Genomic DNA, 21,994 nt, shown 5'->3' with positions numbered 1-21,994 from the left:
CTATCCTTTCATTCTTCCATTAGGAATGATAACTTCTTGCAGTAATTTCTCTTCTTCTGCTATTCTTTGATAAAGAATAACCGCATAGACAGGAAAAATAAAGATAAAAGTTACGTAAGCATGACTCACCAAAGCTAAACCAACTAGCTCAGGGAGAATATTTAAAAAGTAATTGGGATGTTTCACAATTCGAAAGAGAGGATGATCTACATATTTGTGATTATTGACAAGCATTAGCTTAACTGTCCAAATATCTCCCAACAAGTGAATGACCAGCAATAACATCAACATGGAAAAAATAAGCAAAACTAAACCAACTATGCTCATGCCATCAAAATTTGTCTTGTGCACCATTGCTTCAACGAAGCAAGAGAGATAAAAAACAATATGAGCCATCGTTAATCGTTTTGTATTCTCAACTCCAAATTCTTTCCCGCCATTGCTAAGGATTCGTTTTTCATTCTCCATCGAACGTTTTAAAAAAATCAATCGAACGAGGAAGGTTACTAAAATAATCGCTAATACCATACCAGTATCCTTTCTTTTTTCTATATTTAAAATAATATTCTCATGTTAAACCTATGTGAACTTTAACAAAAAAGAACGGAGAGATTTCCGTTCTGTTACTTTATACAACTAATCTGCTTGCAAGTAAATTTTAAATTCCATTCCCTGTTCATAAGGGAGAAAACTATAAGACATTTGATAACTTTCTAGGATGTTATTCACGATATAGAGTCCTAAACCAGACCCTTCAGACTTGTCTGTAACAACTTGAGAGTGGTAAAAAATATCAAACAAATGATTCAACTCTTCTTGATTAAGAGGTTGGCAGGTATTTTTGATAGAAAGATAGCCATCTTGCTCGGATAGGATTACGCGCCCATTTTTATCTGAATATTTAATCGCATTACTAATCAAGTTTGTCAAAACCTTATCCAATGCCTTGAGACTCATGATGACCCTAGTAGCATCTGTCAATTGATTTTCAATTTCTATTCCTCTTGAGCGTGCTAATTCCTGATAGCGAGATAAAACATCCGTCAAAACAGTCTGGATTATCAAGGTCTCGCTACACTCTGTCCACTCTTGGAACTTAGAGGACTCCAAAACTTCTTCGAGCAAGTGACTCATTTGATCAATTTGATCGATACTCTTTGCTATATACTTAGGGTGGTCTTTATAATCCCCAATATTGTACTGCATATTCTCTAGAATAATTCGAAGACTGGCTAAAGGGGTTTTCAACTCATGTGACGCTCCACGAACAAAAGAAACTTTCTGCTTTTGCAACCTGATAATCCGTTCATTTCTTCTCTCAGATTCATCAATGACTGCCAACAAGTTTTCATACACATCATTGATTTGCTTTCCAACTTCCCCAACTTCATCCTTTCGCGTTTCATCAAAGCGAATATCATGATCCAACTCCTGCATCTTACCTGTAACTTTTGAGATATAAAAGAGAGGCTCCAATAAACGTTTCGTATAGAAGTAGGAAAAGAGAAAGGCAAATACAAGCGTTGCTAAAAAGGTATAAGGGAGATAGAGAAGCATAATCCGTGTTGCCTCTTTATAAATATCCACACCTTGAATAAATTGAATGGTTACCTTTTTACCATCAGCTGTCGTAATCTGACGGTCAATCGTTACGATATAGTTAGTGGGGCTGCCTTCCTTTATTTCCAAGTCGTGCACAAGGGAAATTCTCTTATCCAGTACGTCATCTTTCAAATGGGCAGAGATACGAAGAGATTTCGAATAGGACTCCAGCAAACTAGGCAGTTCATGAAAATTTTTGCCTTCTAAGTACCTGCTCATAATAGTCGCACTCTCATTAAACTTCTCACCCTCTTGCTGAATGTAATAAAAAGGAAAGGTCAGATAGATGGCAATATGGATGACCAAAGCGATTGCACCTAAAAGCGAAAAACTTCTTAAAAATGATTTGGTTAATAATTTAGGGTTTTTTATCATAAGCTAATTTTATATCCGGCATTTTTCACTGTTACAATGCAATCCAGATCCAACTTCTTACGAAGATTTCGAATGTAAACATCAACTACTCTATCAAGAGGCAAATCTGCAAAATCATTTGAGATAGACTCGAGTATCTGCTCTCTACTCAAGACCTGGTTCTTATGTTGGATCAAACATTTTAAAACCAACAATTCTTTCGGCTTAATTGCAACCTCCTCGTTCTTGACTCGAGCTTGGTAGGATGTGAAATCCACTGTCACATCTTGATAATGCCAAATATCCTCCACAACATAGTAACGCCTAAGCAAGGCTTGAATCCGTTTGACTAGGAGCACCAGTGAAAATGGTTTTGTCACATGATCATCAGCATAAAGGTCAAATACCTGCATCTGAGTTTCCTCATCTCCGAGCGCACTTAAGACGATTACAGGAATATCATGATTTCCATTAATTTCTTTTAAAACCTCAAATCCACTCCGCTTCGGTAACATCAGATCCAAGACCATCAGATGAATCGGGAACTCATGAAATTTCTCCAAAGCCTCCTGCCCATCCTTTGCTAGAATAACATGATAGCCTTCTTCTCTCAAAAAAGCAGCGACCCCCTCTCTAATCATATCCTCATCATCTACAACTAAAATGTTCATCTATTTCCCTTCTTAACCTATCTAAAATTCACCCTTTTGCTAGGTTTACATTATTTTCATTTCATACGCAAAAAAAGAAACAGGGCTCTATTGAAATGGTGGAAATTTCAGGAAACTCTGCTCTTTTTCATGCTATACAAATCTTAATATCTATTCTTATTATAACCAATATTTACATATTGTCAACTTGTTTCCTTTGGTTTCATAAAAATAAATACAAAAAAGAATCAGGACTTCTCCTGATTCTCCATTTTTAAGCAATATCAAATTTTAGTTGACCAGCTTTGACACCGATTTTGAGGATTTTGCCTGCTACCAGTTCTCCCTTGAGGAGGAGTTCTGCCAGCTTGTCTTCCACCTCTGTTTGCAGTGTTCTGCGAAGTGGGCGAGCTCCCATTTCTGGATCATATCCTTGGCTTGCTAGTAACTTCAGTGCCGAAGCTTGCAGTTTCAAGTCAATACCCTTCTCTGCTAGGCTAGCAATCAATGGTTTAACCATGATCTTGACAATTTCCTGCATGTGTTCACTATCCAAGCTATGGAAGACCACCTTTTCATCAATACGGTTGATAAACTCTGGTCGATAAGCTTTTTTCAACTCTTCGAAGATTCGTTTTTCCATATTTTCTTGGTCAAAACGAATGTCCTTGGCCCCAAAACCGACAGTCTTGTCATCACGAAGGGCTGTCGCACCAAGGTTTGACGTCATGATGATAATGGTATTTGAAAAGTCAACCTTGCGCCCCTTGCTGTCTGTTAGAACTCCATCATCCAAGACCTGCAAGAGAACATTAAAGATGTCTGGGTGTGCCTTCTCGACCTCATCAAAGAGGAGTACGGAGTAAGGCTTATTACGAACCTTCTCTGTCAATTCCCCACCTTCTTCGTAGCCCACATAACCCGGAGGGGCACCGTTGAGACGGCTAGCTGCAAATTTCTCCATATACTCACTCATATCAAAGCGGATAAGAGCTGATTCGTCATCAAAGAGAACTTCTGCCAAAGCCTTAGCCAATTCGGTCTTTCCGACACCCGTCGGTCCTAGGAACATAAAGGAGCCAATCGGACGTTTGTGACTGCGAATACCTGACTGGTTACGGCGAATGGCACGGCTAATACTTGAAACAGCTTGATCTTGACCGATGACACGTTTGTGCAACTCCGCTTCCAAATTAAGGTATTTCTTGGCATCCGTTTGTGTCAGTTTTTGAACTGGAATTCCTGACAAACGACTCAAGGTGGTTAAAATTTCAGATTCTGTTACCAAGTCTTTATAGACAGGGACTTCCTGCTCTTTTGCAATTAACTGGGCAGCTTGTTTCCACTTGCCATCCATCAGGGCCTTGTCAGCTGGAGTCAAGTCGGATTCGTCTGCTTTCACATGCTTGGATTTGTTTTGCACTGTTGCTGCTGCTTCATCTAAGAGGTCGATAGCAGAGTCTGGCAAGTGACGACTGGTCAAGTAACGATGCGCCATCTTAACAGCTGTTTCAACGGCTTCATCTGTGATTTGCACACGGTGGTGTTTCTCATAGGTAGCCTTCAAGCCCTGTAAAATGGTCATACTGTCGGCCACGCTTGGCTCTTCGATCGTCACTTTGGCGAAACGACGAGAAAGGGCTGCATCCTTTTCGATATGTTTTTGGTATTCCTCCTGAGTAGTCGCACCAACAGTTCTCAAAGTTCCACGCGCCAAGGCTGGTTTCAAGATATTGGCCGCATCCAGAGTTGAGTCAATCCCACTACCAGAACCCATGATGGTGTGAAGTTCATCAATAAAGAGGATCACTTTACCATCTTCCTCGATATCCTTGATGATGTTGTTCATACGCTCTTCAAAGTCACCACGGAAACGTGTCCCCGCAACGACATTCATCAAATCAAGCTCTAGAACGCGCATCTTTGCCATTTCAGCTGGTACGTCCCCACTAGCAATACGCTGGGCAAGCCCAAGTGCTAAAGCTGTTTTCCCGACACCAGCATCACCAACCAAGACCGGATTATTCTTGGTCTTCCGACTCAAAATCTGAATCATACGCGAGATTTCCTTGTCACGACCGATAACTGGCTCTAACTTGCCAGAACGCGCTTGCTCTGTCAAATCATGCGTATAGTCCTCGAGACCGCCACTTTGAGCTTGAGGCATGCCCATCATATTGGCCATGGAATTTTGCTTGTCAGTTACTGTGCGATGACGTTGACGCAAAGCCTTGAGATCTTCTCTAGTCCAGCCAGCACGCTCTTCTAGATTACGACGAAGAGCGGCAATTCTGACCTGATCTTTCTGGTCTTCATAAGAGAAGCCTGCTCTCTCCAAGATGCGTGTTGCCAAGGCATTGCCGTCATGCAAGATTGCATAGAGGACATGCTCTGTCCCTAGCATCTTTGCGTGGACCACTGAGGCCACATACTCTGCTTCTGCAAAGAGAACTTCCAAACGATGGGAAAAAGGTAATTCTGTAAAGGTTTCGTCCTGGCTATAGGCCGTTTCAGTCAGTTCCAACGCAACCTCTTCTAAACGGTCCATTTCATAAGGATAATCATTTAAAGTTGCACCTGCCACACTGTAACTGTGATTGGACATGGCAATCAATAAATGCCAAGATTCTAGGTAACGAGCTCCAAAATGGCTCGCAACCATGTAGGCACTTTCGATACATTCATTCAATGCTTTTGAATAGTTCATCTTACTTCTCTTTTCTATCTACCTCTTGCAATAGCTGTCGGAGCATATTGGCACGAACAACTGAGGATTCTTCCCCTAGGACACGATCCGTTGCTACTGAAGTTAGCAAGGTCATCTCCTGCTTGGTCATTAAGTCCTGCTCCACCAAAAGCTGGAGAATATCCTCATAGATCTCCTGACTAACTCGCTCACCAATCGAGTAAAGCAAATCGCGGAGCATCTCATGATGACTGGAAAACTCAATCCGCCCTATGCGAATGTAGCCTCCACCACCACGCTTGCTCTCAACTAAGTAACCTCTACTTTCCGTAAAGCGGGTCTTAATTACATAGTTAATCTGACTCGGTACAACCTGAAAGGTATCTGCCAACTGGCTCCGTTGCAATTCCACGATACCAGACTGGTCTAAAATCGCCTTGATATAGGCTTCGATATGATCTGATGTATTTTTAAATCTCATAGTAAATCAAACTCCTTCTTTGAACCTTGACTATCTTTGACTATTATACCGAAATTTTTTCATTTTTAAAAGAAAAAGGGCGCTGGTGAAGGATAATCTTCACCAACTCCCTATTTTTCTACTTATCTAAGCCCAATTCTGCTAATATTTGTCGTTTGTAGGCAATTTTTTGGACTTCCTTGTCCTCGTCTTCAGACCAATCTAGTTTAATTTCTGAAACAATTTGCCCAGGACGATTTTTTAGGATGTAGATGCGGTCGCTGAGATTGAGGGCCTCTTCGATACTATGTGTGATAATCAAAGTCGTCAGCTGTAGCTGTTTGTGAATCTCCAGATACCAAGTATGGAGTTCCATCTTGGTCATCTCGTCCAAAGCGCTAAAGGCCTCATCCAAAAGAAAGAGTTTGTGTCCAAAAAGATAGGTCCGAAGCAAGGCTACACGCTGGCGCATCCCTCCGCTGAGTTCGTGAGGATACTTGTCCCGTACAGCTGTCAACTGGAAGATCGCAAGGATGTCATCCGCTCGGGCAATAGCCTCTGCCTTATCCACCTTTTGAATCAAGAGCGGCAGGATGATATTGCCAAGCACCGTCTTGTGCTCCAAGAGGAGATCCTTTTGTAACATATAACTCACGCGCCCCTTAGGATTCTCCTCGCCATCAAGGACAATTCGCCCAGACTGGACTTCTAAAATCCCAGCGATTAGGTTAAAGAGGGTGGTCTTTCCAACACCACTAGGTCCCAGGATAGAAACTACTTCACCTGACTTCACCTGCAGGTTGATGTCCTCTAAAATCTTTTCATCGCCATAGGCATAGCTCACGTGTTCTAGTCTAATTTCTGTCATTATTTTACAAATTCATTAGTGAAGCCTTTGTCTGTCAAGTCTTCTTTAAGGATACCATTTTCTTTGTCCCATTTGTAGAAGGCATTCCAGCGTTCTGCGTCATATTGTCCCCATTTTTCCTTGTCGCTTGCGTATTCTTTTGACAAGTATTTTTGAGATTCGATAACAAAGTCACGTTTTTCCTTGAGTTCAGGTGCGTTCTTAATGAGGATATCTGCAGCTTCCTCTGGATGTTCCATGGCATATTGGTAGCCTTTTTTGATAGCTTGGATAACTTTGCGAGCTTCTTCTTTGTTGTCTTTGAGATAGTCGTTGTTAGCGATGATTACTGGTGAGTAGTAGTCAAACTCTTTTACATAGTCTTTCAAATACATGAAGTTAGCGTCTACGCCTTGAGATTTGGCAAGAATACCATCCCAACCGTAGTAGATCCAAGCAGTGTCAAAGACGCCATTAGCAATTGGTGTGATTGAGTTTGAGTCGTTGTTTGGTACTTTTTCGACCTTCTCAAAGTCTCCACCTTGTGATTCTACTAAAGTCTTCAACATTGCAAGCTCCGTTGGGTCATTCCAAGTTCCGTATTTCTTACCAACCAAATCCTTCGGACTGCTTACATTGTCAGATTTACGAGAGATGATTCCTGATGTATTGTGCTCAACGATAGCGGCAACGGCAGTAATTCCTGCCCCTTTTTCCAATTTTTTAGCCATGTAGTCTTGGAAATACACTGCAAATGGTGCCTTACCATTGATCACCAAGTCAGAAGAACTTTCTTCAGGTGGCAATTTCAAATCAACATCCACTCCAGCTTCTTTGAAATAACCTTTTTCCTTGGCAACATACAGCCCTGTGTGGTTGGTATTTGGCGTCCAATCTAGGATAAAGTCAATCTTTTTGAGTTCTGCTTCTTTGTTATCCTTAGAAGCAGTTTCTTGGCCACAAGCCACAAGTACGACAGCTACAAAAGCCGTTACAAGCGTTAAAAACACTTTCCATGTTTTTTTCATTTTGATTTCCTCTTTTCTTTTTCTCAAACGTTCTTGTCCTATGAACGTTTCCATTTAATCACATATTTTTCGCTGACATCGACCAACTTCATACCCAGAAGGCTAATAATCGACACCAGAATAATAATGGCAAACATGGTATCATACTGAAACAGTTTCTTGGACTGAATCATGTAAACACCTAGTCCTTCAAAGCCTCCCAACCACTCAGATACCACTGTTGTGATAAAGGCGTAGGAGACACTGACCCTCAGACCTGCATAAAAGTAGGGCAGGCTGACCGGTATTTTAAAATGCCAAAGGATTTGCCAAGGCTTGGCCCGCATCAGACTAAACAAGGTCAGCATATCCTTGTCACAATGCCTAAATCCATCTAAAATACTGACGATGATAGGGAAAGTTGTTGTCAAGATAATCAAGACAATCTTGGGCAAAATCCCATAACCTAGCCACAAGACCAGAATAGGGGCTATGGCAATGGTAGGAATGGTCTGAACAACCACCATCATAGGGTAGATAAGGTCATTGAGCCAAGCCAGACTGTCCATAAGCACCGCCATGAGACAGGCAATCAAGACTCCTAAGACTAGTCCGAGTAAAGCTACTCTCAAGGTCGCCCAGCTATGGTGCCAGAGAAATTCTCTGTCACGAACAAAGGCCTGGAGAATTTCAAAGGGAGTTGGTAGGATAAACTTGGGTAAAAGTTTGAATATTCCCGCTAACTGCCAGACCGACAAGACTCCTATAAAGCCCAAAAGACTAATGTGTCGTCTCATCATACTTTTCAAGTTTCTCATCGATGCTTAAAATCTCTCCTACATTTATTTTGACATTGGCAAAGACATTATCTGCCTCCTGCTCTACCACTTCAAGCGCTTCTTTGAGAATGCGCATGAGCTCATCAAACTCCCCTTCCAATACCGTTTCAAATGATGTCACTACCATGGTCACGGACTGAGCTTGCAGATAAGCAATCACCTGATCGATAATAGCAATTCGATCAACCCCCTGCGATAGGGGCAAGACTTGCAAGGCAATGCTTGCTTTCATAAAAACCTCCTTTTCTCAGGTTTCCTTTTGACAAAAAGAAAACCCCTTCCATATATGGAAAAGGTGCAGAATTTGGCTAAGTATCGTTCCCTACGCTGGCATTACCCAGATCAGGTGCGGTCGAAGTTTAACACTTCCTCTCAGACTGTACACAGACTCCCATATCTTATATGGACATATAGTAACGCAAATACAAGGAAAAGTCAAGGAAACTGCTTACAGAAAATCTTGAAAAAGAGTTTGAAGGCAAATGCTTCAAACTCTATCATAACTCTCTTATTTAGCCTCGTACCAAGTTGCTCCTTCGTTTTCATCTGCAATGAGGGGAACACTAAGCTGGATGGCTTCTTCCATGGTTTGTTTCACTAGAGCTTTGACGGCTACTAGTTCTGATTTTGGAACCTCGAGGACGATTTCATCATGCACTTGCAACAGCATCTTAGTCTGATAGCCACCTTCAACTAGAGCTTTGTCTAGCTGGATCATAGCAATCTTGAGAATATCTGCTGCCGAACCCTGAATAGGAGAGTTGATGGCCGTCCGCTCTGCAAAACCACGAATGTTGAAGTTGCGCGAATTAATATCAGGCAACTCACGACGACGCTTGAAGAGAGTTTCTACATAGCCCTTATCACGCGCCTCACGCACCACCTCATCCATATAGTTTTTAATACCTGGGAAGCGTTCAAAGTAAGTATCAATGTAGGCTTTTGCTTCCTTACGGCTGATGCCCAGATTATTAGACAAGCCAAAGTCTGAAATCCCGTAAACCACTCCAAAGTTAACCGCCTTGGCATTACGACGGTCGTTTGGAGTCACATCCTCAGGGCGTTCAATTCCAAAGACCCGCATGGCCGTCGAAGTATGGATATCTGCTCCCTCTTGAAAGGCCTTAATCAGATGCTCATCCTTAGAAATATGAGCCAAAACGCGCAATTCAATCTGTGAATAATCCGAGCTAAGAAGAACACTATCCTCCCATTCAGGTACGAAAGCCTTACGAATCAAACGACCTTGTTCCAAACGTACAGGAATATTTTGCAAGTTTGGATCCACACTAGACAGACGACCTGTCTGAGTCAAGTCCTGTACATAGCGCGTATGAATCTTGCCATCATCCAAGATCCAGTCTTGCAAACCAATCACATAGGTAGACTGGATCTTAGCAATCTGACGGTAGTCGAGGATTTTTTTAACAATCGGAGCAATAGGAGCTAGTCGCTCTAGCACATCCACGGCTGTCGAGTAACCTGTTTTGGTTTTCTTAGTGTATTCTAGAGGAAGACCGAGTTTTTCAAAGAGAAGCGCGCCCAACTGCTTAGGGGAGTTGATATTAAACTCCTCACCAGCCAACTCGTAAATCTCTTGAGTCAGTTTTTCAATAACAAGCTCATTTTCAGCCTGCATCTCAAGCAGAGTTTCTTTTTTGACCTTGATACCAGCAATTTCCATCTTAGCAAGGACAAAAGCCAGAGGTTGCTCCATGTCATAGAGGAGATCTAACTGTCCATGTTCACTGAGTTTTTCAAGTAAAACCGGCTCAGTCTCAACCAATACAGCAATCTTGCGAGCCAAGTGCTCCAAGAATTTCTCACGTTCAGGAATTGCCCTCTTGACCCCCTTACCATAGAAAGTCTCATCATCGACCAAATAAGTCTGGCCATAGAGATTCGCAATGGTTGAAATTTCATTATTCTCGACAGTAGAGAGGAGGTATTTGGCCAAACGGCTGTCAAAAGCAGGAGCCTGTAAATTCAAACCAAAGCGATTTAAAAGAACCTTAGCTTTCTTAAAATCATACACTTTCAGAGGTGTTTTTTCTAGAAAATCCTTGAGAATCGGCTCCTGCAAGAGCTCAAGTTTGTCTGTAGCGTAAAGTTTATCCCCACAGGACCAGGCAAAACCAACCAAGTCATCTGTATGGTAATTCTCACCAAAGAGTTCAAAGTGGAAGATAGAGTCTGCGCTCAGCATGTCTTGACTAACGTGGTCAACGATAGTGAAATCCAAATTTTCAGGCGCATCCTTCGACGAAACATTTAGAGCTTGCTTGAGCTGTTTGAAGCCCATTTCATCGTAGAATTTTCCGAGATTTTCCACATCTGGTCCACTATAGACCAAATCATCAAGGCCAATCTCAATCGGTGCCTGAGTCTCAATGGTTGCTAGCGTTTTCGATAAAAAGGCTTGTTCCTTGTCATTGATGAGATTTTCCTTCATCTTAGAAGCCTTCATCCCATCGATATTTTCATAAATACCCTCAAGCGAACCGTGTTCTAGTAAGAGCTTGATGCCCGTCTTTTCACCAATCTTAGTGACGCCAGGGATATTATCAGACTTATCCCCCATCAGAGCCTTGAGGTCTATAAACTGAGCTGGTGTGAGTCCCATCTTTTCCATAAGGTAAGCTGGTGTAAAGGCCTCAAACTCAGCCACACCTTTCTTGGAAATCTCGACCACCGTATGCTCGTCCGTCAACTGGATCAAATCCTTATCTCCGCTAACGATTGTCACATCAAAAGAATCCTTCTCAGCCAAACGGCCTAAAGTCCCAATGATATCATCTGCCTCATACTGGGTTAATTCATAGTGGCGAATCCCAAGGTGGTCTAGCAACTCACGAATGAAGGGAAATTGCTCACGAAACTCATCTGGAGTTTTAGCGCGACCACCCTTGTAGTCCGCATACATCTCTGTTCGGAAAGTCGTCTTACCTGCATCAAAGGCTACCAAAACATGACTGGGCTCAACCCGCTCCAAGACATGATTCAACATGAGTTGAAAGCCATAGATTGCATTGGTATGAAGGCCATTAGCATTTTTAAACCGATCCAACTGCTGATAGAGCGCAAAAAAAGCTCGAAAAGCAACAGAAGATCCATCAATTAATAATAATTTTTTCTTGTCCATACACCCATTATAAAGGAAAGAGGGGAAAAATACCATCGGAAAGAATAGGCAAATGGTAATGAAGTCCTCTTTTTTATATTCTTTCTAGATTCTAGCTCCGTTACTATCTACTTGATAGCCATCCACAGTGGTATTCACTGCTAAAGCCCCTGAAGCATTAACGTAGTAATACTTTCCTCCTACTTGGAACCACTGGCTAGACTTCATAGCCCCTGAACTCTCCAAATAATACCATGTTCCATTTTCCTTGAGCCATCCCGTCTGCATCTCACCTGAAGCCTTTAGATAATACCAGTAAGAGCCATCCTTAATCCAGCCAGTTGACATGGCCCCATTTTCTTTTAAATGATACCAATTGTCGTTAACTTTTTTCCAACCTATCACTAGCTTACCATTCTCTCGGTAATACCAACTCCCTCCTTCTTTTTTCCAGCCTTTCTCTGTATTGCTTAACTCTGCATACTGCACATATCTTCTAGCACCACTGTAGGATAGATAGCCGAGCCACTTATAACCATCCTTTTCAAGAACTTGATCATAACTCACACTCTCACCAGCATAATAGTAATCAATAACCTGTCCTGTACTTGACGGTTGGTCCATAATCGGCGATTTCCCCGTGAATACTATTGTCCCGCTGGACGGAAGCTCTGAGTTACGAGAACCCTCACTCACACTATGGGTAGCGGATAAATCCCTGAAATGAATAAAACCTGTCATCGAACTAGCCTTGACTTTTCGACGGTTATACTTTTCTCGAACCCCATAGTTATACTCTTCGATTTCAATCGTATCCCCTGATACATTTGATACCCAGGCCACGTGCCCATAATAACCTTCTGTCGACCAAGCAATAGCTCCAACTTCTGGCTTAGTATCCACACGGTAGCCTTCTCGCCTTGCACGATGTCCCCATTCATTCGCATTTCCGTAAGCAGGAGGAATCTCAAAGCCATTTACACTACTCAAACGAAAGGCCGCAAAAGAGGTACACTGGCGAGAATACATCCGCCACTGATCGATTTCAACACTACCATTTTTGTAGTGAAGCGGATAGTCATCTCCACGCGCTACACTATCAGCTTGAACCGATTCTCCACCAAACAAAAAGGTACTTGTAACAAACAAAGTAGCCAGCCCTACACTCAACTGAGTACATCTACTCTTCTTAACTCCTGATTTAAAAAACGTCATTCATTCTCCTTAATAATATATATTTCCGAGGTTACCCTCGTTTATACTATTCGGGAGAAAAAGAAAAAAGTGAGCAAAGCTCACTTCATTTTAGGATTCTTGGTCTAGATAGCGAATCAAGTTCTTTTCTGTCAAGATATCTGAGTAGGTGAAGGATTCAACATAGACATTAGCTTGTTTATCTCCCTCAACATCCCCAAATTCAACGATAAATAGAGATGGATAAACCTCAATTAGCTTACCCAATCTATTTTTTTGGCGCTTACGGCCATTTTCCAAAGTCATTTCAACGACTTGTCCCTCATGTGCCTTGATTTCTTCTTTGATTTTTTTCATCTTGGCTACATCTGTAAATGCATCTGACATCTTATGCCTCCCTCTTTGAAATACTTGAAAATTTATTGTATTCTTTTTGGAAAATCAATTCCACCGTTCCGCGAGCTCCACTACGGTTTTTCTCGATGATAACCTCAACCTTATTATTTGGAATTCCTTCCTCTTCTTCACCCGCACGATCGTAGTAGTCGTCACGGTATAGAAAAGCTACGATATCCGCATCCTGCTCGATAGAACCCGATTCACGAATATCAGACAAGACTGGTCTCTTATCCTGACGCTGTTCCACTCCACGAGATAACTGACTAAGAGCAATGACTGGAACTTTCAATTCCTTGGCTAGAATTTTTAACTGACGAGAAATTTCAGAAACTTCTTGTTGGCGGTTCTCACGACCAGTCCCTGTAATAAGCTGTAGGTAGTCTATCAAAATCAATCCTAGATTGCCCGTTTCTTGAGCCAGTTTGCGTGACCGCGAACGAATTTCCGTGATCCGAATCCCCGGCGTATCATCGATATAGATACTCGCGTTGGCTAGGTTCCCTTGAGCAATGGTATACTTTTGCCACTCCTCATCAGTCAATTGACCCGTACGGATAGAATGAGACTCCACCAAGCCTTCGGCCGCCAACATACGGTCTACTAGACTTTCCGCACCCATTTCCAGTGAAAAGATGGCAACCGTCTTGTCCAACTTAGTCCCAATGTTCTGAGCAATGTTCAAGGCAAAGGCCGTCTTACCAACTGCTGGTCGCGCCGCTAGGATAATTAGTTCCTCCTCATGGAGACCTGTCGTCATATGGTCCAAATCACGGTAACCCGTTGCAATACCAGTGATATCCGTTGTTTGTTGTGACCGAACTTCTAGGTTCCCAAAGTTGATATTTAGAATATCTCGGATGTTCTTGAACCCACTACGATTGGCGTTTTCGCTAACATCAATAAGCCCCTTTTCAGCCTGAGCGATGATTTCATCTGCAGGCTTAGAAGCTTCATAGGCTTGGTTGACAGACTCTGTCAACTTGGAAATCAAGCGACGTAGCATAGCCTTTTCGGCTACGATTTTAGCATAATATTCCGCATTAGCTGAGGTTGGTACAGAGTTGACAATTTCGACAAGATAGGACAGGCCGCCAATATTTTGGAGATCCCCTTGACTATCCAAAATCGTCCGAACTGTAGTCGCATCAATTGCTTCCCCACGATCCGACAAATCTACCATCGCTTGGAAAATCAATCGATGAGCATACTTAAAGAAGTCACGAGAATCAATGTATTCTCGGACAAAAACGAGCTTACTCTCATCTATAAAAATAGCCCCCAAAACAGATTGTTCTGCTAAAATATCCTGAGGTTGAACTCGCAGTTCCTCTACTTCTGCCATCCGACTTTCCTTCCTTTTACAATCTTGTCAAGAAGTTGTAAACTTAGCCTTCTTTTACACGAAGATTGATGACACTTGTAACATCTTGATAGATCTTCACTGGTACATCAATCAAACCTACTGCTCGAATTGGTGCTTGCACTTGAATATTGCGTTTGTCAATCTTAATACCAAACTGCTTTTGCAATTCTTCTGCAATTTTCTTGTTAGTGATGGAACCAAATGTACGGCCATCTGGTCCAACCTTTTCAACAAACTCTACAACTGTTTCTTCTGCCTCAAGCTTAGCCTTGATGGCTTTTGCTTCAGCAATCATTTCAGCATGAGCCTTTTCTTCTGATTTTTGTTTTCCACGCAACTCACCCACTGCTTGAGCAGTTGCTTCCTTGGCCAAATTCTTTTTAATCAGGAAGTTTTGAGCGTAGCCAGTTGGCATTTCCTTAATTTCGCCTTTCTTCCCTTTTCCTTTAACATCTGCTAAAAAGATTACTTTCATTCTTCTTTCTCCTTTTCCTTTAGTTCTTCCAAGATTAGTTGAGTCAATTTTTCTCCCGCTTCCGACAAACTCATATCCTCGATTTGCGCAGCTGCTAGATTAAAGTGACCTCCACCACCCAGCTCTTCCATAATGCGTTGCACATTGATTTTACTACGACTTCGAGCCGAGATAGAGATAAATCCTTGTGTATTTTTTGCCAGAACGAAACTAGCCTCAATGCCGGACATAGCTAACATAGCATCAGCAGCCTTACTAATAACAACGGTGTCATAAGTGGTTGGGTCCTTAGCTTGGGCAATCAAGATATCTGAACCTAACTTACGACCTTGTAAAATGAGTTCATTTACCTCACGATACTCTTCAAAATCTGTCGCAGCAATCTCCTGAATAGCAATACTGTCACTTCCCCGTGTTCTCAGGTAGCTAGCCACATCAAAGGTTCGGCTCGTCACGCGAGATGTGAAATTCTTGGTATCCAGCATCATACCAGCCATCAGTACGCTAGCCTGCATACGACTCAAACGATTTTTCTTAGAATTTTGGAACTGAATCAATTCTGTTACCAACTCACTGGCACTACTTGCCCCACTTTCAATATAGGTGATGACTGCATTCTCAGGGAAATCCTGATCACGTCTATGATGGTCAATAACAATAGTTTGAGTAAACAAATCATAAAAATCTTTTGACAAGGTTAAAGCCGTCTTGGAATGATCCACCAGAATCAATAATGAACGGTTTGTAACTAGCTTCATCGCATCTGTAAGAGATAAAAGTTTCGTGACATCTTCCTTCTTCAAGAACTGAATAGCACGTTCGATATCTGCTGGCATATGGTCTGCATCGTAGACAGCATAACTGTTCTCAATAATATTACTTGCAAACAACTGCATACCAACAGCAGAGCCCAAAGCATCCATATCTAGATTTTTATGACCGACTACAAAAACTTGGTCAACACTTCGAATCTTATCAGAAATGGCTGTCATCATGGCTCTGGTACGTGTACGAGTACGTTTGATAGATGCAGCAGTTCCTCCACCAAAGTAGACAGGATTCTTGGTTTCGTTATTTTCCTTGACCACCACCTGGTCACCACCGCGAACTTCTGCTAAGTTCAAGTTGAGCAAGGCAATTTTCCCTATCTCTTCATGATTTCCATCACCATAAGAAAATCCCATACTTAAGGTTAGGGCCAGTTGCCTCTGTTTTGATTCTTCTCGGAAACTATCAATAACAGAGAATTTATCATTCATCAATTCCTCGAGTACTGTGTAATCTGTGAATAAATAAAAACGATCCATCCCCACACGGCGAGAAAATATAGCATACTTACTAGCAAATTCTGAAACAAAATTAGCTACAAAGCTATTGATATGGCTGATATCAGAGTCAGACGTCGCATCCTCCAAATCATCGTAATTATCCACTGAGATAACCCCAATGACTGGACGACTAGTTACCAATTCGACAGTCGCTTCGTACTCCCCAGAAACATCAAAGAAATACAAAACACCCGAAGCCTTGTCCATATGAACAGCATACCGTGTTTCGCCCAAGGTAGCATACGAACCAGGATTCCCAACAGAAGCCTTGATGATGGTTTGAATTAATTCAACATCAATTTCCCCTTCTTCATTCGTCAAAATCAGCTCAGCATAGGGATTAAACCATTCCACTTCGCCACTAGATAAGTCTAATTTCAGGACTCCCACCGGCATTTGATCAAGCAAAGTACTCAAGCTATTTTCAGCTTGATGATTTACGTATTGGATTTGTTCAATTTCGCTCTTTTCATACTGTTTTTTTTGCCAGACAAATAAAAGCAGATAAAGAAGTACAAATAAAAACAAGACACTGATTGTTACAACATTATTTTGTGAAAAAATAATCAGCATTGTTAAGGTTCCGAAAGTTGCAATCCCTAGTAGAATCGCAGAATTCGGAGTTAAATTATTTTTTTTCATTCTAAACCTCTTGCGCATTATTATATCACAAATGCCCTTAAAAAGCGACCTTTAAAGAGAAAGCACTGCTTTTATTATAGTAAGATACTCTTAAAGAAAACATACATAAAAAAGGAGAGCAAATGCCTCGCTCTCCTTTTTCCACATCAGTGCAGAATCTTCCGCCTAGATTACATTATTCACCTAATTCTAGTCGAATGTCTTGTAGGCGCTCTTGCGCCTGTTTCACAATTGATTCTAAAATAGACTTACATGGTTTGATGTCTTTCACCAAACCTGCAATTTGTCCGCTCATCATTGAACCATGAACTGTATCACCTTCATAGACAGCCTTAGATAGGGAACCGATCGTAATTTCTTCCAGTTCCTCTCGGTTTGTACCTTTCTGCTCTAATTCAATATAGTGATCTGTCATCTCATTGCGAATACAACGAACTGGCGCTCCCGCAATGCGACCTGTAACCGCAGTCGCTGTATCACTTGCCGCCAAAATAGCTTCTTTATAGGCTGGAGAAATTGGACATTCTTCTGAAGCAAGAAAAACTGTTCCCATTTGAACTCCTTGTGCACCTAGGGCAATCGCAGCAGCCAGCCCTCGGCCATCTGCCACACCTCCGGCAGCAATGACCGGAATTGATACCGCATCAACGATTTGCGGGATAAGAGCCATTGTATTGGTCTCTCCGATATGCCCACCAGCTTCTGAACCCTCAGCGATTACAGCATCAACTCCCAATTCTTCCATTTTTTGAGCATGCTTGACACTGGCAATAACTGGAATAACCTTGATTCCTGCTTCTTTCAAGTAAGGCATGATATGCTTAGGTGTTCCTGCACCTGTAGTTACCACCGGAACCTTTTCTTCGATGATAACAGTCACAATATCCTTGATGTTTTTCATCATCAACATAATGTTGACACCAAAAGGCTTATCTGTCAACTTTCTCAATTCACGAATTTCTTCTCGCAACTGCTCTCCAGTCATACCACCTGACGCAATAATTCCTAATCCTCCAGCCTCAGAAACAGCTGCTGCTAGTTGATAGTGGGAGATTTGAGCCATGGCCCCTTGGAAAATTGGATATTGAATCTGTAAAAGTTTTGTAATTGACATATGAGTCCTCCTTTTATTTTCTGTTGATTCTTGTTGGCAAATGGATGCATAGTGCACCAATATCCCCGTCAACAAGAAAATGTTACATTTGTCTCCTCATATTCTGTTATCCTAAAAAATCTGGCTTACGATCCTGCTGATCTGTAAAAGGAATAAGTGGGGGGCGAGAACGTAGAACATAATCTACAAATTCCTTCCCATCCTTGTCAAACTCTACCACCGCGAAAAATTGATCATGATAAAAGAAAAACTTGTAATGATTCTCAAAAGCCTGACGCAACCATTTCTCTTTGGCTAAAATGGATTTCATAGGATAATCATCAACTGCTGGAACCCAGAGAGGATTTCGATGAACATGTGATAACATCAAGTCCCCCATATGGATCATCGTATCTTTCCCCTGTTTGAGCAAGATAATACTGTGGCCATTGCTGTGACCACTTGTGTGAATCATTTGGATTTCTGGAATGACATTGATATACTCTGAGAAAGTCGTCACCTGATCTTGAATCGGTTCCCAATTCTCTCTCAGATAAGTTCCTCGTGTTCGATTATTAGGGTTTCTCATCTCATACCATTCGACATCATTCACAATAATCTTAGCGTTTGGATACTTGGAAACCAACTCTCCTTGATCATTCACACGCGTCAAGCCACCAGAATGATCATGATGCATATGTGTCATCAGCACGATGTCAATGTCTTCAGGCGATAGTCCTAAAAGAGATAAACTTTCTTCTACCCGACTTTCAGTTAAGATTCCTAAGTTGCGCCTTTGTTTATCGGATAATTTTGCTGTATCAAAACTTGCATCTATCAAGTAATTTTTACCCTTGTACTGGATCAAAATAGGATCCGTCAATTCTGCCATCATATTAGCATCATTTGTTGGGTAGTAACGAGACCACACAACTTTCGGAACCGGACCAAAAAGAGTCCCTGCATCCGTCAATTTATCGGCTCCACGTAGCCATGTCAGTTTCATATCATGAAATTGATATTCCTGTAAGGTGAGTTCTGCCATGCTTTACTCCTTTATCCATTGGGCTGCTATTCTTTTACGAATCGAATCCCCAGATTTTCCATAGATTTCAATCGTTTTGGCATCCTTTAGATAACGGTCTATGGGGATGTCATCCAAGGTTTGAAGAGGTCCAATTAATCTAATAATTTCCTCAGAAATCTCAATTGCTACTTTTGTCGTATAAAGTTTTATCTGAGATACAAAGAGAGAATCCGCCTTCATCCTATCCTTGTAGGAAGCAAAGTAAGATTCAGCCGCACACAGCTTAGTATACAAGTCTGCGAATTGATGTTGATAGACTGTCGCATCGATTAATGGTTTCCCAAATCTTCTTTTGACCTTTACAAAAGCCAGACCTGTTTCAAAAGCTCCCTCAGAGATACCAATAGAGATTGCGCTTAATCCTAGCTGTAATTTTTTGATAATATCATTTAACTGAGTTTCCCCATTTAGCGTCAATCCTAGAAGACTATCTTCTGGCAATATGACCTGATCAAAAGTTACCGAATTCACAGGCAAACCCTGTAAACCAGGTTTTGCAATATCATCTCCAAAAGCAACTCCCGGTCGAGTCGTATCAACAATGAAAAATCCGTATCCATCTTCTCCGTTAGCTTCTTGAACCTTGGCTAAGATTAACAAAATATCTGTATAGCGGCAATTTGATACAATTGACTTCTTCCCAGTTAAAGACCAACCTGTTTCTGTTTTCCTTGCAGTTGTTGCAATAACCTCCAAGCTGTCCATCAATTTTCCTTCAGAAAATCCCAAGCCAGCTAAGATTTCTCCCCTTACTAATGGTTCTACATAACGCGATTTTTGTTCCTGACTCCCATATCGTAAAATAGGATAGATACCATAACATGCCTGAGTTAGTAGAACAGCAGAAAAAGCAGGAAAATCTTTTGAAATCAAGCGAATAAAGGTTAAAAACTCGGTTCTCAAAACAGAATCTTGACTATCTAAAAGCAAGGAAAAGATATCAAATTGCTCAATAAACTGATAAAGCAATTCTCTAGGGAACTGTTGTTCATCCTCATGAGACTTAAGATAGTCCCGAATCAACACTTTCACATCTGCCTTCAATTCTCGTGCCAGCACGTCATTATAGGTCATCGCATTCACCTCATCTTAGTTGTCAGAAAACGGTTGGTAATAATCTTTCAACAATTCTTCATACACATAAGACTCTACTTCATTGTAGGAGTTTTTATAGGGTCTACAAAACCAAATATTAAATGGAATCGGATCCTTGAATCTAACCGCCTTAAAACGACTCTTATCCACAAAATATTCAACCGGCCTTGGCAAAAGGGCAATCAAATCTGTCTGATGAGTTGATTCAACTAGGAAGTCCCAAGTAGAGGAAAGATAAGCAAATTTAGCCTCAATTCGTTGTGAACGAAGTTTTTCTGTCACTAAATCATAAGTCGTAAATGTTTTGTTGAAGGTTGCCAATTCATAACCAGCAATATCAGACCATTCCAACAAGCTTTTCTGAGCCAACGGATGATCCTTATCCATATAAGCAACGTATTCATCCAATTGAATGATATGTTGTTCATATTTTTTAGCATCCAGGCTCGTAGGCTCTATCAGAATAGAGAGATTCAAATCTCCATCAACCATTTTTTGACGAATTTCCTTCCCTCCACCTTCCGTAACCTGGATATGGATATGAGGATTATTTTTCAGAAAATGAGGCAAGGCACTAGCAAAATAAACTCGTAAAATCAAGGACGGAATACCAAAATTAATGGTGCCTTTTTGCTTTTGAGCTTCTATATGGATCATGGAAAGCATTTCTTCATGTCGATTCACAATCTCGGTCGCATAACGATAAATTTTGCGTCCCGCCTCTGTTAAACTTTCTAATCTTCCATTCTTACGATTGAATAATTGAACCCCTTCAGCTGCTTCAAAATTTGTCACAAATTGACTCAAGGCTGATTGACTAATGTGAATCTTCTTTGCAGCAATGGAAAGGTTGCATCCGCATTCTATGATATTGATGAAATAGTTCATTTGGATAATATCCACTTACCCATCACCTAGCTTTCCTTCACTATTTTAGTAAGTCAATTAGACAACTATTCTAGTGTTTGATAGTTGTCTACTGACTTTTTATCGAAATAACATTTCGAATACTTCATTTTAACGCTGTATATAAAGCGCTTACAATACTATCTAGTTTATATCATAACACACTAAGTAGAAAATAGCTCTTTTTTTGCTTAAATCGGCATTGTTTTCAGGTCTTCTGAGACAATGACTTCCCCAGCTGTTTTTTCAAGAACTTCTTCTAATGTCACACCAGGAGCCAGCTCTTTCAACAGGAATTTACCATCTTTGAATCCAAAAACAGCTAATTCTGTGATGACAAGATCCAATACTCCTTTAGCTGAAAGTGGCAAGGTACATTCTTTCAACAACTTAGATTCCCCATCAGCAGTTGTATGTTGGATAGCCCCGATTACACGCTTAGCTCCTACCAATAAGTCCATTGCGCCACCCATACCAGGAGCAAATTTCCCTGGGATAATCCAGTTCGCAATGCTTCCATCTTGGCTGACTTCAAGAGCTCCAAGAACGGTTGCATCCACGTGTCCACCACGAATAATGGCAAAGGAAGTTTGTAGATCAAACAAGGCTGCTCCTGGCAACAATGTAATAGGAGCTCCACCAGAGTTCGCTAAATTGGCATTATAGTTGTCCTTGGTAGGTGTTTCCCCAAATCGAAGAGCGCCATTTTCTGCCTGTAAAATAACATTTACACCTTCAGGAATGTAATCAGCAGAGGCATTTGGAATCCCAAAACCAAGATTGACCACATCTCCATCTTTAAATTCAAGTGCTACACGTCTTGCGATAATCTCTTTTGCTTTCATT

General features: G+C 41.3%; 20 protein-coding genes. All 20 read right to left on the bottom strand.

Annotation, left to right across the window (positions count from 1 at the left end; translation table 11 throughout):
• Positions 1–528 carry an isoprenylcysteine carboxyl methyltransferase family protein gene (locus HMPREF1518_RS05480; protein WP_033584714.1) on the bottom strand — a complete coding sequence of 176 codons (528 nt, stop codon included), beginning with the start codon at positions 526–528 and terminating at the stop codon, positions 1–3.
• Positions 529–636: 108 nt separating this feature from the next.
• Positions 637–1,977 carry a sensor histidine kinase BgrS gene (gene bgrS, locus HMPREF1518_RS05475; protein ID WP_033584712.1) on the bottom strand — a complete coding sequence of 447 codons (1,341 nt, stop codon included), beginning with the start codon at positions 1,975–1,977 and terminating at the stop codon, positions 637–639.
• A complete protein-coding gene (gene bgrR / locus HMPREF1518_RS05470; protein WP_001024193.1) occupies positions 1,974–2,627 on the bottom strand; it encodes a response regulator transcription factor BgrR in 654 nt (217 codons plus the stop codon). The genes bgrS and bgrR overlap by 4 nt, the downstream gene beginning before the upstream one ends.
• A 253-nt stretch (positions 2,628–2,880) precedes the next feature.
• Positions 2,881–5,313, bottom strand: coding sequence for an ATP-dependent Clp protease ATP-binding subunit (locus HMPREF1518_RS05465; RefSeq protein WP_033584710.1), 2,433 nt, complete (start codon positions 5,311–5,313; stop codon positions 2,881–2,883).
• A 1-nt stretch (position 5,314) separates the two neighbouring features.
• Positions 5,315–5,773: a CtsR family transcriptional regulator gene (locus tag HMPREF1518_RS05460; RefSeq protein ID WP_001211263.1), complete on the bottom strand. Its 459-nt coding sequence runs from the start codon at positions 5,771–5,773 to the stop codon at positions 5,315–5,317.
• Between the two features lie 118 nt (positions 5,774–5,891).
• Positions 5,892–6,620 carry an ABC transporter ATP-binding protein gene (locus tag HMPREF1518_RS05455; RefSeq protein ID WP_033584708.1) on the bottom strand — a complete coding sequence of 243 codons (729 nt, stop codon included), beginning with the start codon at positions 6,618–6,620 and terminating at the stop codon, positions 5,892–5,894.
• Positions 6,620–7,627 carry an ABC transporter substrate-binding protein gene (locus HMPREF1518_RS05450; RefSeq protein WP_033584706.1) on the bottom strand — a complete coding sequence of 336 codons (1,008 nt, stop codon included), beginning with the start codon at positions 7,625–7,627 and terminating at the stop codon, positions 6,620–6,622. The genes HMPREF1518_RS05455 and HMPREF1518_RS05450 overlap by 1 nt, the downstream gene beginning before the upstream one ends.
• A gap of 38 nt (positions 7,628–7,665) precedes the next feature.
• Positions 7,666–8,424, bottom strand: a complete 759-nt coding sequence (locus HMPREF1518_RS05445; RefSeq protein WP_081730814.1) for an ABC transporter permease — start codon at positions 8,422–8,424, stop codon at positions 7,666–7,668.
• On the bottom strand, positions 8,387–8,677 hold the full coding sequence (locus HMPREF1518_RS05440; RefSeq protein WP_033584704.1) for a thiamine-binding protein: 291 nt from the start codon (positions 8,675–8,677) through the stop codon (positions 8,387–8,389). The genes HMPREF1518_RS05445 and HMPREF1518_RS05440 overlap by 38 nt, the downstream gene beginning before the upstream one ends.
• A gap of 276 nt (positions 8,678–8,953) precedes the next feature.
• Entirely contained in the window at positions 8,954–11,587 is a 2,634-nt protein-coding gene (polA, locus tag HMPREF1518_RS05435) for a DNA polymerase I (protein WP_033584702.1), read from the bottom strand.
• 84 nt (positions 11,588–11,671) lie between these two features.
• A complete protein-coding gene (locus HMPREF1518_RS05430) occupies positions 11,672–12,781 on the bottom strand; it encodes a CHAP domain-containing protein (protein WP_033584700.1) in 1,110 nt (369 codons plus the stop codon).
• Between the two features lie 90 nt (positions 12,782–12,871).
• Positions 12,872–13,147, bottom strand: coding sequence for a Veg family protein (locus HMPREF1518_RS05425; protein WP_001278166.1), 276 nt, complete (start codon positions 13,145–13,147; stop codon positions 12,872–12,874).
• Between the two features lies 1 nt (position 13,148).
• Positions 13,149–14,501 carry a replicative DNA helicase gene (gene dnaB / locus HMPREF1518_RS05420; RefSeq protein ID WP_000852476.1) on the bottom strand — a complete coding sequence of 451 codons (1,353 nt, stop codon included), beginning with the start codon at positions 14,499–14,501 and terminating at the stop codon, positions 13,149–13,151.
• A 43-nt stretch (positions 14,502–14,544) separates the two neighbouring features.
• On the bottom strand, positions 14,545–14,997 hold the full coding sequence (gene rplI / locus HMPREF1518_RS05415) for a 50S ribosomal protein L9 (protein WP_000864201.1): 453 nt from the start codon (positions 14,995–14,997) through the stop codon (positions 14,545–14,547).
• Positions 14,994–16,967: a DHH family phosphoesterase gene (locus tag HMPREF1518_RS05410; RefSeq protein WP_033584698.1), complete on the bottom strand. Its 1,974-nt coding sequence runs from the start codon at positions 16,965–16,967 to the stop codon at positions 14,994–14,996. Before HMPREF1518_RS05410 ends, rplI begins: the two co-directional genes overlap by 4 nt.
• Before the next feature lie 175 nt (positions 16,968–17,142).
• Positions 17,143–18,123 (bottom strand): nitronate monooxygenase, encoded by a 981-nt coding sequence (locus HMPREF1518_RS05405; protein ID WP_256283325.1) that lies wholly within the window; start codon positions 18,121–18,123, stop codon positions 17,143–17,145.
• A 64-nt stretch (positions 18,124–18,187) separates the two neighbouring features.
• Positions 18,188–19,105 carry an MBL fold metallo-hydrolase gene (locus HMPREF1518_RS05400; RefSeq protein ID WP_033584696.1) on the bottom strand — a complete coding sequence of 306 codons (918 nt, stop codon included), beginning with the start codon at positions 19,103–19,105 and terminating at the stop codon, positions 18,188–18,190.
• Between the two features lie 3 nt (positions 19,106–19,108).
• Positions 19,109–20,221 carry an acyl-CoA dehydrogenase family protein gene (locus tag HMPREF1518_RS05395; protein WP_000221883.1) on the bottom strand — a complete coding sequence of 371 codons (1,113 nt, stop codon included), beginning with the start codon at positions 20,219–20,221 and terminating at the stop codon, positions 19,109–19,111.
• A gap of 15 nt (positions 20,222–20,236) precedes the next feature.
• Complete coding sequence (locus HMPREF1518_RS05390; RefSeq protein WP_000351428.1) at positions 20,237–21,145, bottom strand: LysR family transcriptional regulator; 909 nt, start codon at positions 21,143–21,145, stop codon at positions 20,237–20,239.
• 194 nt (positions 21,146–21,339) lie between these two features.
• The gene (locus tag HMPREF1518_RS05385) at positions 21,340–21,993 is read right to left on the bottom strand and encodes a 3-oxoacid CoA-transferase subunit B (RefSeq protein ID WP_000644731.1); all 654 of its coding nucleotides are present in this window, start codon (positions 21,991–21,993) and stop codon (positions 21,340–21,342) included.
• Position 21,994 lies beyond the last annotated feature (1 nt).

Origin of the sequence: Streptococcus sp. SR1 (genome assembly GCF_000526075.1) — a bacterium.
Lineage (GTDB): Bacteria > Bacillota > Bacilli > Lactobacillales > Streptococcaceae > Streptococcus > Streptococcus halitosis.
Note: the sequence above shows the minus strand (reverse complement) of the source record. Positions and strands in the feature narration are given on the sequence as shown.